Raw genomic sequence first — 15179 nt, 5'->3', positions numbered from 1 at the left:
GTGAGCGCCGAACGACACCAGACAGCGCCCGCCGTCCGCGGATCCCGCGGGCGGTGGCGCCGCTGGCGGCGGGCCCGCCCGTTCACCGCCGCCGTGCTGATCGCCCTCGGAGGCGTGGAGATGCTGGCCACCCTGCGCGCGCCGCTGGGGGTGCTGCTGCACATCGGACCGCAGGGTCTCGCCGCCTACCTGGTACCCACCATCCTCGTGATCTGCGGGGTGCTGCTGATCACCACCCCGCAGCAGCGGGTCTTCTACGCCGTGGTCTCGCTGGTGCTCGGGCTGGTCTCCTGGTTGACCTCGAACCTGGGTGGCTTCGTGGTCGGGATGCTGCTGGCCCTGACCGGCGGGGCACTCGCGTTCGCCTGGACCCCGGACAAGGACCGCCGCCGCACCGGCGCCACGACGAAACCCGCGGCACCGAACGACGACGAGAACGACGCCGACACCGACACCGTGCTGCTGCCCGGGCTGCAGTCACCGGACCCCAGCCCGGTCGACCGCGGCTGAGTCAGCGGGCGGTGTCGGCGACGGCCTGGGCGAAGACCTCGGAGCGGTGCTCGAAGTTGCGGAACCGGCCGTAGCTCGGGGCGGCCGGGGACAGCAGCACCACCCCGCCGGCCGGGGTCACCTCCCGGGACAGCCGGACCGCGTCCACCAGGTCGTCGACCAGTTCGGTACGCACCTTCGGCAGGCCGGCGAGCGCCTCGACGATGCGGGCGCCGCTGTCCGGAATGCCGATCACGGTCAGCTCCCGCTCGGCGAGGTGCTCGGCCAGCGGCGTGTAGTCCAGCCCCCGGTCGTTGCCCCCGACGATCACGGTCAACGGCCGCCCGTCGTACGCGTCGATGGCGTGCATGGCCGCGTACGGGCTGGTGGCCAGGGTGTCGTCGACGAAGGTCAGGCCGGACGGGTCGGTGATCTCGGTGAGCCGGTGGGCCAGCCCCTGGAACTCGGCCAGCGCGACGGCGAGGTGGTCCTTGGCGGCCACCACGTCGATGCCGAGCGCGTCGAGCACGGCGAGGGCGACGCAGAGGTTGCCCTCGTTGTGCCGACCCACCAGCGGCAGCACGGCGCGTGGGAAGAGCGGCTGGTCGCCGAGGTGGAACCACCGCGTGCCGTCCGCGCCGGTGGCGACGTGGGTGGTGTCGGGGCGGCCGGCCCGCACCGCCGGCAGCTCCCCCAGCTCGGCGGCGAGCCGCGGGTCGGCGCCGTTGACGACGATCGTCTGCGGATCGTGGGCGAGCAGGTTGAGCTTGTCGCGGTAGTACTCCCGCTCCCCGCCGTGCGCGTCCAGGTGCTCGGGGAACAGCGCGGTGACCACGGCCACCCGGGGCGAGTCGGTGAGGTCGCTGCACTGGTAGCTCGACAGCTCCAGCACGTACAGCTCCGCGTCGGGCAGGTCGAGGGTCGGCACGCCGATGTTGCCGCCGAAGACGTTCGGGCGGCCCATCGCGGTGAGCAGGTGGCTGATCAGGCTGGAGGTGGTGCTCTTGCCCTTGCTGCCGGTCACCCCGACGGTGCGCTCGGCATGGTCGGCCATCCACAGCGCGGTGCCCTGGGTGACCGGCACGCCGCGTCGGCGCAGCTCGACCAGCCAGGGATGGGTCTGCGGCACGCCGGGCGAGCGGACCACCACGTCGGCGGCGGCCAGCCGGGCGAAGCCCTCCTCGCCGGTGACCAGCGGGGCCGCCTCGGCCAGCGGGCCGTCCCAGGGCAGTGACAGGAAGTTGGCGCTGTCGTCGACGGCGACCAGCTCAGCGGGGCCGTGCGCGGCGATCGCTGTCACAGCTGCCCGGCCCTCCCGACCGGTCCCCCAGACGGCGACGCTACGTCCGCGCAGGTCAGACAGGCGCACTGGGCTCTCCTCGGGATCACGGCGGCGACAGGGCGGGGGCCCGGTCCGGACACGGCCGGACGAACCAGGGCCTAGTATGGCGTGTGCCCAACGAGCAGCTCCGGCGGATGGACGCCTTCACCTTCCCGTCCTACTCGATCGACTTCGCCACCGGCGAGGTGTTGTTCGACTACGCGCTGACCGGCCCGGCCGGCGAGCAGCGGTTCACCGAGGTGATCACCCTTCCGTTGCCGGCGCAGCCGCCGTCCGACGAGACCGTGGCCACCCTCGGCCGGGTGTTGGAGGTGCTGCACCTCGTCGCCGGAGTGAGCTACTACAAGGTCGCCGCGCCGCCCCGGCTGGTGCTGCCGGCGCCGCTGGGCGCGGCCACCGTCGACTACGTCACGGCCGTCTACACCAAGGGCCTCGCGGAGTACGCGTACCGCAACCAGTTGCCGCACGTGCTCGAGTTGCGCCCGGAGGTGCCGGCAGGCTCACCTGAGTCGCCGCGCCTCTACGACAACTCCGATCGTCGCCCCCTCTCCGCGGTCGGCGGCGGCAAGGACTCGATCGTGAGCTTGGAGGCGCTGCGCCGCGCCGAGCTGGACCCGGTGCCGTTCTCGGTCAACCCGAACCACGTGATCGTCTCGGTCAACGAGGCGTCCGGGCTGACCCCCCTCGCGGCCCGCCGGCGTATCGACCCGGTGTTGTTCGACCTGAACGCGGCGGGCGGGCTGAACGGGCACATCCCGGTCACCGCCATCAACTCGCTGATCGCGGTGGCGACGGCGGTGCTGCACGGGCTCGGCCCGGTGGTGATGTCCAACGAGCGCTCCGCGTCCGACCCGAACCTCAGCTGGAACGGCCACGAGATCAACCACCAGTGGTCCAAGGGCGTCGAGGCCGAGGGGCTGCTGCGGGGCGCGCTGGCCGAGCACGCCGGCCTCACCGAACCGTACTTCTCGCTGCTGCGTTCGCTGTCCGAGCTGCACATCGCCCGGCTGTTCGCCGAGTTCACCAGGTACGACGACGTGGTGACGAGCTGCAACCAGGCGTTCAAGCTGCGCGACGCGTCCGAGCGCTGGTGCCGGGACTGCCCGAAGTGCCGGTTCGTCTTCCTCGCGATGGCCCCGTTCATGCCGCGCGAGCGGGTCACCCACATCTTCGGCGGCGACCTGCTGGCCGACCCGGAGCAGATCCCCGGCTACCGGGAGCTGCTGGGCGTGGACGGGCACAAGCCGTTCGAGTGCGTGGGTGAGGTCGAGGAGTCGGTGGTGGCTCTCGGCCTGCTCGCCGAACAGGACCAGTGGCGCGACGCCCCGGTGATCAAGGCGCTGGTCGAAGCCGTACCGGAAACGGCCTGGTCCGCGGTGGCGACGTCGGACGTCTTCACCCCCGGCGGCCCCAACCACATCCCCCCAACCTACGCAAAAGCCCTAACCTCCCTGTCCTAACCCCACCCCCTGCGCCGCGCGGTAGGGGGCGAGTTAGGGGGTTCGGACGGCTTCCAGGGCCAGCAGGGCCACGTGTAGGGAGAGGCTGGTTTCCACCGAGTCCAGGTCTGCGTCGAGGATGCGGGCTATGCGGGCCAGGCGTTCGTAGAAGGCCGGTCGGGACAGGTGGGCGGCCGCGGCACCGGCGGACTTGTTGCGCCCCTGCTCCAGGTACGCGCGCAGGGTGTCGAGCAGCCGCTCCCGGGGGTGCTGGGCGTCGTACTCCAGCAGCGGGCCGAGTTCGCGCTCGACGAAGGTCTGCAGCCGGGGCTCGTCGCGCAGCAGGTGCAGCAGCCCCGCGAGGCCCACGTGCGGCAGTCGGAAGACCGGCAGGTCACGCCGGTCCCGTCGGGCCGCCTCGACGATCTGCCGCGCCTCGACGAGCGACCGTCGAGCCTCGCGCAGGCTGCTGACCCCGGACCCGGCGGCGATGATCAGCCCGGCGGACGTGCCACCGACGCCGCTTCGCAGCGGGTCGACACCCGACCCCGGGCGGGACGGGTCGGCGGCGGACGCGGCCCGGCCCGCGCCGGCGTCGAGGCGTACCCGACGAAGTGCGCCGGCGAACGCGGCCAGCGCGCGGTCCTCGGCGGCCGGGTCGGGCAGCGCCAGCAGCGCGCCCACCGAGTTGTCGTCGACCGCGCTGGTCAGCGCGGTCAGCTTCGCTTCCCGCAGCGCCTGGCCGACGGCCTCGGACAGGTCCCGCAGCCGGGCCTGGCCGACCTCGGGGCCGTTCTCTCCGGCGAGTTCGTCGCCACGGTGCCGGACCATCACGCCGACGAGGTGCCGACGGTCCAGCGCCACACCGAGCGCCTTGGCGCGCAGCGCCACCTCGTCGACCGGTCGGGAGTGGTCGAGCAACGCCGTGAGCAGGGTGCGGTGCAGCTGCCGTTCCAGCCCCTCGGCGTCGCGGCGGATCAACCGGCCCAGCGCGAGGGTGGACGCGGCCCGCTCGATGAGGATGGTGAGCCGGGTGGGTGGGGCGAGGGCCGCCTCGCCGCCCCGGGCGCTGGTCGCGTCTCCGCTGGCCGGCCAGCGCAGCAGCAACCGCCCCCAGTCCTGTCCGCGGGCGCCGACGACTGTCACCAGCCAGCCGCTGTCCGGGTCGTACGCGGTGCGCCCGGCCGGCCGGATCCGCCGCGAGTGCTGCTCCCAGCCGTCCAGCAGCAGCTCCGCGCTCTCCCCCGCCGGGTCGTACCCGAGAACCTGCCGGGACAGGTTCTCCAGCACCACCGGGCAGCCGGACAACTCGGCGGCCTGCCGGATCACCTCGGCCGCGTCGGCGCCCTCCACGGAGAGGTCGGTGAACCGCTGGTGGATCTCCTCGGCGGCCCGCAGCTCGGTCAGCTGCGCGTCGACGATCAGCGCGTGCACGGCCTCGGTGATCCGCACGAACGGGGTGGCCCGGCGCAGCTCGACCAGGGGCAGGCCGCGCCGCTCGGCGGCGGCGGCCATCACCCGGGGTACACCGCTGACGTACCGGCGGCCCAGTTCGACGACGAGCCCGGAGACACCGACGTCGGCGAGGTCGCCGATGAACGCGCGCAGTCCCGCGTCGTCGGCCGGCAACCCGATGCCGGTGGTGAGCACCAGCTCACCACCGCCGAGCAGGGTGGCGATGTCGGGTACCTCGGCGACGTGCACCCACCGGACCGGCCGGTCCAGCCCGGCGTCCCCGGCGACCACGCGGGGAGCGCCGTGGCGGACGGGGTCCAGGGCGAGGACCTCACGGACGGTAGGGAACACGGCCGACACGCTACCGTCCGTGACCCCGGACCTCGACGTGCCGGGGCCGCTCAGTCGACGCCGAACTCCATGGCGGCGCGGTCGAGCGCCTCGTCGGCGGCGGAGGCGACACCCCGGGAGGCGATGGCCTCCGCGCCGCCCTCGGGCATCGCGCCGATCAGCCCGGTCGAGGCTGCCTGCGCGGCGCCGATCATCCGCTGGGGAGCCGCGCCGCCGACCATGCCGAGGGAGGCGTACTGCTCCAGCTTCGCCCGCGAGTCGGCGATGTCCAGGTTGCGCATGGTGAGCTGGCCGATCCGGTCGGACGGGCCGAACGCCGAGTCCTCGGTGCGCTCCATGGACAGCTTGTCCGGGTGGTAGCTGAACGCGGGGCCGGTCGTGTCCAGGATCGAGTAGTCCTCGCCCCGGCGCAGCCGCAGCGTCACCTCACCGGTGACCGCCGTGCCGACCCAGCGCTGCAACGACTCGCGCAGCATCAGCGCCTGCGGGTCGAGCCAACGACCCTCGTACATCAGGCGACCGAGGCGGCGACCCTCGCTGTGGTAGTTCGCCAGCGTGTCCTCGTTGTGGATGGCGTTGACCAGCCGCTCGTACGCGGCGTGCAGCAGGGCCATGCCGGGCGCCTCGTAGATGCCCCGGCTCTTGGCCTCGATGATCCGGTTCTCGATCTGGTCGGACATGCCCAGGCCGTGCCGGCCGCCGATGGCGTTGGCCTCCAGCACCAGGTCGACGGGGCTGCCGAATTCCTTGCCGTTGATCGTCACCGGGCGGCCCTGGTCGAACCCGATCGTGACGTCCTCGGTGGGGATCTCGACCGACGGGTCCCAGAACCGGACGCCCATGATCGGGCTGACCGTCTCGATGCCGGTGTCGAGGTGCTCCAGGGTCTTCGCCTCGTGCGTCGCGCCCCAGATGTTGGCGTCGGTGGAGTAGGCCTTCTCGGTGCTGTCCCGATATGGCAGGCCCCGCTCCAGCAGCCACTCCGACATCTCCTTACGCCCACCCAGTTCGGTGACGAAGTCGGTGTCGAGCCACGGCTTGTAGATCCGCAGCTGCGGGTTGGCCAGCAGGCCGTAGCGGTAGAACCGCTCGATGTCGTTGCCCTTGAAGGTCGAGCCGTCGCCCCAGATCTGGACGTCGTCGGAGATCATCGCCCGCACCAGCAGGGTGCCGGTCACGGCCCGGCCCAGCGGGGTGGTGTTGAAGTACGCCCGCCCGCCGGAGCGGATGTGGAAGGCGCCGCAGGTCAGCGCGGCGAGGCCCTCCTCGACCAGGGCGGCGCGGCAGTCGACGAGCCGGGCGACCTCGGCGCCGTAGCTGAGCGCTCGGCCGGGCACCGAGCCGATGTCGGGCTCGTCGTACTGGCCGATGTCGGCCGTGTAGGCGCAGGGGACGGCGCCCTTGTCGCGCATCCACGCGACCGCGACCGAGGTGTCGAGGCCGCCGGAGAAGGCGATGCCGACACGTTCGCCGATGGGCAGGGAGGTGAGAACCTTGGACACGGGGAAGATTATTCAACAAGACGCATGGTCATGCAAGCTGATCGTCCCGACCCAGTTCCCAGAACGCCACCGCCGCGGCTGCGGCGACGTTCAACGAGTCCACGCCGCGCCGCATCGGGACGACCACCCGCACGTCGCTGGCCGCCTGCGCCGCCGCGGTGAGGCCGGGCCCCTCGGCGCCGAGCAGCAGCGCCGCCCGCGCGCGCTGCGCCGGGGTCAACCGCTGAATGGGTACGGCATCCGGCGCGGGCGTCATGGCGAGCACCGTGAAACCCGCCTCGCGCACCTCGTCGAGCCCGGTGGGCCAGCGTTCGAGCTTGGCGTACGGCATCGCGAAGACCTCACCCATGCTGACCCGCACGCTGCGCCGGTACAGCGGATCGGCGCAGGACGGCGACAGCAGCACGGCGTCGATGCCCAGCGCGGCGGCGCCCCGGAAGATCGCGCCGAGGTTCGTGTGGTTGTTGACGTCCTCCAGGATCACCACCCGGCGCGCGGCGGCGAGCACCTCGGCCGCCGTCGGCAGCGGGCGGCGGTGGAACGACGCGAGCACCCCCCGGTGTACGTGGAAACCGGTGGCCCGTTGCAGCACGTCCTGCGTGGCGGCGTAGACGGGCGCGTCGCCGGTGTCCAGGTCGGCGAGCTGGTCGACGCGCTTGGCGTCCACCAGGTACGACCGGGCGGGGTAGCCGGCGCGCAGCGCCCGGCGCAGCACCAGCTCGCCCTCGGCGATGAACAGGCCGTGCGGAGGCTCCCAGCGGGTGCGCAGCTCGACGTCGGTGAGGGCGCGGTAGTCGGCGATCCGGTCGTCGTCGGGATCGGTGATCTGGTGGACGGGCACCCGACGATTCTGCCGGACGGCCAACCCCCGCTCCGGATGCCGGCCCTGCGGGGTGTTTTGTCCCGTCGAGACGGGGAACGACCGGTGGAGTACCGGACCCGACGGGAAGGACCAGCCAGGTGAGCGCAGACCACACGGCACCGGGCGAAGCGGGCGCGCTCCCCCGGCGACCGACAGTCGCGGATCACATCGTCTCCCGGCTGGCCAGCTGGGGCGTGCGGCGCTACTTCGGCTATCCCGGCGACGGCATCAACGGCATGACCTCGGCGCTGCAACGCGTCGACGGGCGGGCCCAGTTCATCCAGGTCCGGCACGAGGAGACCGCCGGCTTCGCCGCCTCCGCGCACGTCAAGTACGGCGGCGGACCGCTGGGCTGCGCACTGGTGACCAGCGGCCCCGGCGCCATCCACCTGCTCAACGGCCTGTACGACGCCAAGCTCGACCACCAGCCGGTGGTCGCCCTCGTCGGGCACACCGCGGTCACCGCCGAGGGTGGCGGCTACTACCAGGAGGTCGACCTCCTGGCCCTCTACAAGGACGTCGCGGCGGCGTTCCTGGCCCAGCTCGACCACCCGGCGCAGGTGCGTCACCTCGTGGACCGGGCGTGCCGCACGGCGCTGTCCCGGCGTACCGTCACCGCCCTGGTGCTGCCCTCCGACATTCAGGACGAGCCGGCGATCCCCGACCCGCCGCACGCGCACGGCTACTACCACACCAGCAACGTGCCGAGCAGCACGCCGACAGTTCCGCCGACGGCCGACCTGCGCCGTGCCGCCGAGGTGCTGCGCGGCGGCGAGCGGGTGGCCATGCTCGTCGGGCAGGGCGCGCTCGGCGCGCAGGACGAGGTCCGCGAGGTCGCCCACCGGCTCGGCGCCGGCGTGGCCACCGCGCTGCTCGGCTTCACCGTCGTCGACCATCGCGAGCCATGGGTGACCGGCGCGATCGGCCTGCTCGGCACCCGGCCCAGCTGGCAGCTCATGACCGGCTGCGACCGGCTGCTGATCGTGGGCAGCAACATGCCGTACTCGGAGTTCTACCCGCCGCCCGGTCAGGCCCGCGCGGTGCAGATCGACCTGGACGGCACCCAGCTCGGGCTGCGCTACCCGACCGAGGTCAACCTGACCGGCGACGCCCGCCCCACCCTGCGGGCGCTACTCGACGAGCTGGGCCCCGGCCCCGGGCCGACCGCCTGGCGGGCCGAGATCGCCGAGGCCACCTCGGCCTGGCGACGCGTCCAGCGCGACCTGGCCGCGCAGAGCGCCGACCCGGTCAACCCGCAACTGCTGTTCACCGAGCTCAGCGACCGGCTCCCCGACGACGCGATGCTCGCCGTGGACTGCGGCACGGCGACCGCCTGGTACGCCCGGCACGTGCAGGTCCGGCCCGGGATGCTGGCCAGCCTCTCCGGCACGCTGCTGTCCATGGGCGGCGCCATGCCGTACGCGCTGAGCGCCAAGTTCGCCCACCCGGACCGGCCACTTGTCGCGCTGATCGGCGACGGGGCGATGCAGATGAACGGCGTCAACGAGCTGATCACCGTGGCGAAGTACTGGCGCGGCTGGGCCGACCCGCGGTTCGTGGTGCTCGTGCTCAACAACCGGGACCTGGCGTTCGTCAGCTGGGAACAGCGCTCCAGCGAGGGGACGCCGATGTTCCCGGACAGCCAGCAGCTGCCGGACATCGGCTACCACCAGTGGGCCCAGGTCCTCGGGTTGCACGGCGAACTGGTCGACGACCCCGCGCAGGTGCCGGGCGTCTGGGACCGCGCGCTGAGCGCCGACCGGCCGGTCGTCATCAACGCGCTGGTCGACCCGGCCGAGCTGATGCTGCCGCCGCACTTCACCGCCGAGCAGGCGCGCAAGACCGCGGCGGCGGTGCTGCGTGGCGACACCGACTGGGCCGGCATCATCCGACGCGGTCTCCCCGCGACGATCGCCAGCTACCGCCCCCGCCGCCGGGAGCGCTGAACCTGACCTGCTCCCGGTGCCCGCGACGACGCGGACATCGAAGGATTGCCCCAGATCGATCATGGGTACCTGCGTGTCTGCTCACCCACGGGGGTGGCACGAGGGAGCTGACGATGAGATCACCGACAATCAAGAAGCACCTGGTCGCCGTGGTGGCGGTGGCCCTGCTGGCCGGCTGCGGAGGCAAGGGAGAAAGCGAGCCGGAATCCACAGCGCCCGCCGACAACGGTGTCGCCGCGCTCGCACCGAACGAGGCACTCCAGCGCGCCACGACGGCGGTGCGGAACGCGAAGTCCTACCACCTGGTGGGCGATGTCGACAACGACGGCCAGAAGATGACCCTCGACTTCAAGGTGACCGGCAGCGACCTGGGTGGTCGGGTGTCCACCGACGACGGCACGGTGGAACTGCTCTCCGTGGCCGGTCAGCAGTACATCCGGCCGGACGAGAAGTTCTGGGCGAAGAACCTCGGTGCCCAGGCATCGGGCGAGATCGTGAAGTTGATGGGCGAGAAGTGGGCCAAGGTGTCGAAGAAGGACGACTTCTCCCAGCTGTTCGACATCGCCAACATCGACGAGCTGCTCAAGCCGGACGGCACCCTGACCAAGGGTGCGGCCAAGGAGTTCGACGGCGTCAAGACCATCGGCCTCGTCGACGGCGACAACAGCGGCACCCTCTACGTCGCCACCACCGGTGAGCCGTACCCGATCCGGATGGAAGGCGACCAGGACACGGCCGGTCAGATCACGTTCAGCGAGTTCGGCGCGACCTTCGACGACGTGAAGGCGCCGCCGGAGGACCAGGTGGTCGACTTCGACCAGTTGAAGAGCAAGAAGTAGACCGACGCAGACCGGCGCCTCCCCACCACACGGTGGGGAGGCGCCGTCTCGTCGGGGCTCAGCCGCGCCGGTTGTCGAGCCAGCGTTGCAGGGCCGAGCGCGGGTCCTGCTCCCGCGTGGGCTGCTGGCGCTCGGGGACGACCGGGCGCTCCACCGGGCGGCGGGGCTCGCCGGCCAACTCCTTGGTGGGCGCGACGAACGCCTTCTCCGGCTGACCCTTCACCGCCGTGGCGATGACCCGGGCGACCGCGTCGATCACCTTGCTCTGCACCGCCGAACCCACCGAGTCGGCCGGGTCGTCCGGGTTGACGGCGATGCCGGCGACGGCCACCTGCGGGGTGAAGCCGACGAACGTCTCGGTGGAGTTCTCCTCCGAGCTACCGGTCTTGCCGGCCACCGGCCGACCGTCGAGGATGTCGTTCACACCGGTGGCGGTGCCACCGTTGCACTGCCCGTACGGCGACTGCTGGCCCACCGGGCAGCGGGCCGCGTCCGTCGCGGCGCGCGCCACGTCGGCGTCCAGGACCCGCTTGCAGGACGGCTGGCCGACCGGCACCTTCGCGCCCTTCGCGTCGGTCACCGAGACCACCGGCACCGGTGTGCAGTAGGTGCCCTCGGCGGCCACCGTGGCGTACGCGTTGGCCAGGTCAAGCGGGGTCGTGGCCGCCACGCCGAGGGTGAACGAACCCCAGTTCGCGGCGTTGTCCCTGGCGAAGGCGGCGTCCGAGTCGGCGCGGAAGGTGATGCCGAGCCGCTGCGCCATCTCGACGACCTTGTCCTGACCGACCTGCTCGGCCAGCCAGACGAAGTAGGTGTTCACCGACCGGCCGAAGCCGTCCCACATCATCCGGTACCCGTCCATCCAGTCCGGGTTGGCGTTCGCCGGGCACCACTTGCCGTCGCAACTGCCCGGTCCTTCGGCGGCGTACCGGGTGGGCAGCTTGGCGGGCGCGTCGAACCCGGTGGAGAGGGTACGGCCCGACTCCAGCGCGGCGAGCATGGTGAACAGCTTGAACGTCGAACCCGCCTGGTACCCGTCGACACTGGCCCCGCCGGAGATCAACGGGTTGACGGTGTTCGGGTAGTTCGCCTGCCCGGCCGGGTTGTCGGCCAGGCTGTAGTGCCTGTTGACCGCCATCGCCAGCACCCGACCGGTGCCCGGCTGCACGGCCGCGATCGGCAGGGCGCGCTTGTTGTCGTACCCGTACACCTTGGTGGCCTGCTGTTGCGCGGTGGCCTGGACCTGCGGATCGAGCGAGGTGACGACGGTGTAGCCGCCCGCGCGCAGGGCCTGCTCGCGCTCCGCGGTGGTGGCGCCGAAGGCCGGCTGGGTCAGCCACCACTGGCGCAGGTAGTCACAGAAGTAGCCCCAGTCGTCGTGGCCCTGGGCGACTGCGGTGCAACCGTTGGGCTGCGCGGTCGGGTGCAGGGTCAGCGGCTCCGCCTTGGCCTGCGCGGCCTGCACGGCGGTGATCGCGCCGGTGGCGACCATCGAGTCCAGCACGTACGACCGGCGGGCCAGCGCCTGGTCCTTGTCGCCGCCGATCGGGCTGTACGCGTCCGGGGACTGCACCAGGCCGGCGAGCAACGCCGACTCGGCGAGGGTCAGCTTCGCCGGCGGCTTGCCGAAGTAGCGCTGGCTGGCCGCCGCGATCCCGTACGCCCCGGAGCCGAAGTAGGCGATGTTCAGGTACCGGTTGAGGATCTCGTCCTTGCCGAGGCTCTTGTCGAGCGCGCCCGCGTACCGGATCTCCTGGAGCTTGCGGCCGACGGTCGGGTCGGTGGCGGCGGCGCGCTCCTCCGGCGTGCGGGTGGGGTCGGTCTTGAGCACGTTGCGGACGTACTGCATGGTCAGCGTGGAGCCGCCCTGCTCGGTGCCGCCGCCCTTGACGTTGGCCACCAGCGCTCGGGCCAGGCCCCGCAGGTCCGCGCCGCCGTGGTCGTAGAACCGCCGGTCCTCGGCCGCCACGATCGCCTGGCGCATCACCGGGGCGACGTCCGCCAGCGCGACGTCGGTGCGGTTCACGTCGTAGAACGTGGTGAGCAGCGTCTTGCCGTCGTTGGCGTAGAGGTACGAGCGCTGTGGGGTGGCCGGGGTCTTCAGCGAGGCCGGCAACGCGGCGTACGACCCGATCGCGGCGCGCGCGGCGAACCCGACCAGCAGGTTGCCCGGGAGCGCGGCGACGGCCAGGACGAGCCCGGCCAGCACGCCGGCGAGCAGCACGGTGAACAGCCGCGACAGCGGCGAGCGAGAGGCGGCCATGCTCCCCAGGATTGCCACATATAGCGCCAACCGACCACCCCCAAAACCCAACTGTCACCAACTTCACGCCCCACGGCCCCTCCCCGGACCGCGTTGATCGAGAAGCTGTTGCACGACACGCCGAGGTGGAGGGCAACAACTTCATGATCAACGGCGTGGGATCAGGGGGTTGGGGTGCTCAGGCTGGCGTTTGCGGCGTCCCTCGCGGTTTCGCGGGGCATCAGGCGGCCGGAGCGGTAGCCGATGCCGATGCCGGCGATCAGCACGAAGATCGCGCCGAACGTCTGGAGCGAGCCGATCAGGGCACCTCCCAGGCCGAGCAGCGGTGCGGCGATGATCAGCATGACGCCGTCGCCGAGGCTGAAGGTGCCGGAGCGGGCCACCGCCCACCCGGTGAGGAACCAGCCCACGCTGTAGAACGTGGCGCCGAGCAGGACCAGCGAGCGCGCGGTGGTGCCGAAGACGGGCGTCTGCTCCTCGAGCCCGGCGAAGGGCAGCATCAGCACGGTGCCGGCGATGCTGACCAGCAGACCGGCGGCGGCCACCCGGCGGCTGCGCGTGGCGGCCAGCAGGCCGGTGAGGGCCAGGAGCGCGAGCAGGCCCAGCCACACCGCGGCCACCCAGCCGACCAGATACACGGCCCGGCCGTTGGCGGGATAGGGGTCGTTGCCCACCCCGCCGTCGCTGGCCATCGCCACGACGCCGTAGAGAATGGCGTACGCGGGCAGCAGCCACACCGCGGCCCGCGCGAACCGGCGTACCGACCAGGCCCAGCTGGCATTCGTGGCCGGGGCGCCCGGGGTCGGCTCACCCACGAAGGGCAGTACGCCGAAACCTCCACCGGTGCTGCGGGAGCCCAGCGGGGCGACCGGGTCGTGCGCGCCGGGCACCGGGGCCGAGGACCACATCCGATTCGCCGGATCCTTCATGCGTCACCTCGCTCGTCCGCGAGCGGTGCGAGACGCGCCGGGGCGCCCCGATTGCCTGGTCACCACCCGTCCTAGGACCGATCGTGGCAGGCATCGGAGCGCCCCATGAGTCTTTCTCGCATTTAGCCGGCCGGCTGGCCGGCGTCCTGCGTCAGCCGCGCTCGCGCTGGTCGGCCGGGTCCTCGGTCAGGCTGGCCGGGGTGACCGGCTCCGGCGCGGGCAGCCCCTGCGGCTTGTTGCCACCGGTGGCCTGCACCTCGGCGACGCGTACCTCGTCGTGGATCTGCTGGGCGGCGTCCGCCGCGGCCTGCGCCGCCTCCGCGGCCTCGCGCTCCACCTGGCTCGCGTGTTCGGCCGCCTCCGGTGCGGGCAGGTCTCCCACCATCTGGCTCAGCCCGCCGAGCGCGCCGCCCATGCCCTCCAGGGCCTTGGTCAGCTCGGCCGGCACGATCCAGACCTTGTTGGCGCTGCCCTGGGCGATCTGCGGGAGGGCCTGCAGGTACTGGTAGGCGAGGACCTTCTGGCTCGGGTTCGCCTGGTGGATCGCGTCGAACACCGTCCGGATCGCCTTCGCCTGACCCTCGGCCTGCAGGATCCGGGCCTGCCGGTCACCGTCGGCGCGCAGCACCGCGGACTGCTTGTCACCCTCGGCGGTGAGGATCACCGACTGCTTGTGGCCCTCGGCGGTGAGGATCGCGGCGCGGCGGTCCCGCTCGGCGCGCATCTGCTTCTCCATCGAGTCGCGGATGCTGGCCGGCGGCTCGATCGCCTTGATCTCCACCCGGGTCACCTTGATGCCCCAGCGGCCGGTGGTCTCGTCCAGCACGCCGGACAGGTGCCGGTTGATCTCGTCCCGGCTGGTCAGGGCCCGCTCCAGGTCCAGCGAGCCGATCACGTTACGCAGCGTGGTGACGGTCAGCTGCTCGATGGCCTGCAGGAAGCTGGAGATCTCGTACGTCGCCCGGACCGAGTCGACCACCTTGAAGTAGAGAACGGTGTCGATCGAGACCACCAGGTTGTCCGAGGTGATCACCGGCTGCGGCGGGAAGCTGACCACCTGCTCCCGCATGTCGACCTTGGTGCGCACGGCGTCGATGAACGGCACCAGCAGGTTGAGGCCGGGGCTGAGGGTGCGCTTGTACTTGCCGAGCCGTTCCACCACGTCCTGACGCTGCTGCGGCACGATCCGCACCGCCTTGGCCAGCGTAATCACGGCGATCAACGCCACCGCGATGATCAGCACACCTATGACCGTCATCGGTTCACCCTCTCGCTTCCGGCAGCTCGCCGGCGGAAGAAACGTCGTCCTGCCACACCAGGGCCGTCGCGCCCCGGACCTTTATCACCCGAACCCGTTGACCGGGCTCGAAAGTCTGCGTCGTGTCGTACGACCGGGCGGTCCACAACTCACCGTCGATCTTGACCAGGCCGTGCTCAGCGTCCACCCGTTCCAACACCAGTGCCGTGGAGCCCTCGATCGCCTCCACGCCGAACGGCTGCTCGCCGCTCTCCAGCGCGGAGCGGCTGTGCCGCCGGATCACGGGTCGGACCACCACCAGACTCAGCGCGGACACCACCGCGAAGACCAGCGCCTGCACGGCCACCGGTGCTCCCAGGGCCGCTGCGCCGGCGGCGGCGAACGCGCCGACCCCGAACATGATCAGAAATAGCGTCGTCGTGAAAATCTCGGCGACGGCCAGCAGCACTCCCAAAACGATCCACACCACGGCGTCCACCCCACGATCGTGACACGCAAATGCAC

Annotated in this window: 12 protein-coding genes; 4 read left to right on the top strand and 8 right to left on the bottom strand. The window is 71.9% G+C overall.

Translation table 11 applies throughout. The features are described 5' to 3' along the window. Entirely contained in the window at nucleotides 1-510 is a 510-nt protein-coding gene (locus ACLQ27_RS27905; protein ID WP_357493318.1) for a DUF6114 domain-containing protein, read from the top strand. 1 nt (nucleotide 511) lies between these two features. Here the strand turns inward: ACLQ27_RS27905 and murD are convergent, their stop codons facing one another. Further along, nucleotides 512-1858 carry a UDP-N-acetylmuramoyl-L-alanine--D-glutamate ligase gene (gene murD, locus ACLQ27_RS27900; protein ID WP_425869457.1) on the bottom strand — a complete coding sequence of 449 codons (1347 nt, stop codon included), beginning with the start codon at nucleotides 1856-1858 and terminating at the stop codon, nucleotides 512-514. 83 nt (nucleotides 1859-1941) lie between these two features. Here murD and ACLQ27_RS27895 point away from each other — a divergent pair, with 83 nt between their 5' ends. Continuing rightward, nucleotides 1942-3291, top strand: coding sequence for a hypothetical protein (locus ACLQ27_RS27895; protein WP_425869455.1), 1350 nt, complete (start codon nucleotides 1942-1944; stop codon nucleotides 3289-3291). A 33-nt stretch (nucleotides 3292-3324) separates the two neighbouring features. Here the strand turns inward: ACLQ27_RS27895 and ACLQ27_RS27890 are convergent, their stop codons facing one another. The 3 genes from ACLQ27_RS27890 to ACLQ27_RS27880 are packed head-to-tail and all read right to left on the bottom strand — an operon-like array spanning nucleotide 3325 to nucleotide 7419. After that, nucleotides 3325-5130: a PucR family transcriptional regulator gene (locus ACLQ27_RS27890; protein ID WP_425869541.1), complete on the bottom strand. Its 1806-nt coding sequence runs from the start codon at nucleotides 5128-5130 to the stop codon at nucleotides 3325-3327. Beyond that, the gene (gene argG / locus ACLQ27_RS27885) at nucleotides 5127-6578 is read right to left on the bottom strand and encodes an argininosuccinate synthase (RefSeq protein WP_234588495.1); all 1452 of its coding nucleotides are present in this window, start codon (nucleotides 6576-6578) and stop codon (nucleotides 5127-5129) included. The genes ACLQ27_RS27890 and argG overlap by 4 nt, the downstream gene beginning before the upstream one ends. Before the next feature lie 28 nt (nucleotides 6579-6606). Continuing rightward, nucleotides 6607-7419, bottom strand: a complete 813-nt coding sequence (locus ACLQ27_RS27880; protein ID WP_425869453.1) for a TrmH family RNA methyltransferase — start codon at nucleotides 7417-7419, stop codon at nucleotides 6607-6609. 119 nt (nucleotides 7420-7538) lie between these two features. Between ACLQ27_RS27880 and ACLQ27_RS27875 the strand changes: the two genes are divergently transcribed. Together ACLQ27_RS27875 and ACLQ27_RS27870 are read left to right on the top strand one after the other, a co-directional pair. Then, complete coding sequence (locus ACLQ27_RS27875; RefSeq protein ID WP_425869451.1) at nucleotides 7539-9386, top strand: thiamine pyrophosphate-requiring protein; 1848 nt, start codon at nucleotides 7539-7541, stop codon at nucleotides 9384-9386. Nucleotides 9387-9499: 113 nt separating this feature from the next. Continuing rightward, entirely contained in the window at nucleotides 9500-10225 is a 726-nt protein-coding gene (locus tag ACLQ27_RS27870) for a hypothetical protein (protein WP_425869449.1), read from the top strand. A 58-nt stretch (nucleotides 10226-10283) separates the two neighbouring features. Here the strand turns inward: ACLQ27_RS27870 and ACLQ27_RS27865 are convergent, their stop codons facing one another. The 4 genes from ACLQ27_RS27865 to ACLQ27_RS27850 form a co-directional block, all read right to left on the bottom strand. After that, complete coding sequence (locus ACLQ27_RS27865; protein WP_425869447.1) at nucleotides 10284-12488, bottom strand: transglycosylase domain-containing protein; 2205 nt, start codon at nucleotides 12486-12488, stop codon at nucleotides 10284-10286. A gap of 161 nt (nucleotides 12489-12649) precedes the next feature. Then, nucleotides 12650-13417 (bottom strand): hypothetical protein, encoded by a 768-nt coding sequence (locus ACLQ27_RS27860; RefSeq protein ID WP_234588490.1) that lies wholly within the window; start codon nucleotides 13415-13417, stop codon nucleotides 12650-12652. Nucleotides 13418-13568: 151 nt separating this feature from the next. Beyond that, nucleotides 13569-14675, bottom strand: coding sequence for an SPFH domain-containing protein (locus ACLQ27_RS27855; RefSeq protein ID WP_357493343.1), 1107 nt, complete (start codon nucleotides 14673-14675; stop codon nucleotides 13569-13571). Nucleotides 14676-14679: 4 nt separating this feature from the next. Next, nucleotides 14680-15153 carry an NfeD family protein gene (locus ACLQ27_RS27850; protein ID WP_425869444.1) on the bottom strand — a complete coding sequence of 158 codons (474 nt, stop codon included), beginning with the start codon at nucleotides 15151-15153 and terminating at the stop codon, nucleotides 14680-14682. Nucleotides 15154-15179 lie beyond the last annotated feature (26 nt).

Source organism: Micromonospora sp. DT63 (assembly GCF_049841615.1).
Lineage (GTDB): Bacteria > Actinomycetota > Actinomycetes > Mycobacteriales > Micromonosporaceae > Micromonospora.
This window is presented reverse-complemented; position numbering and strand designations above follow the sequence as displayed.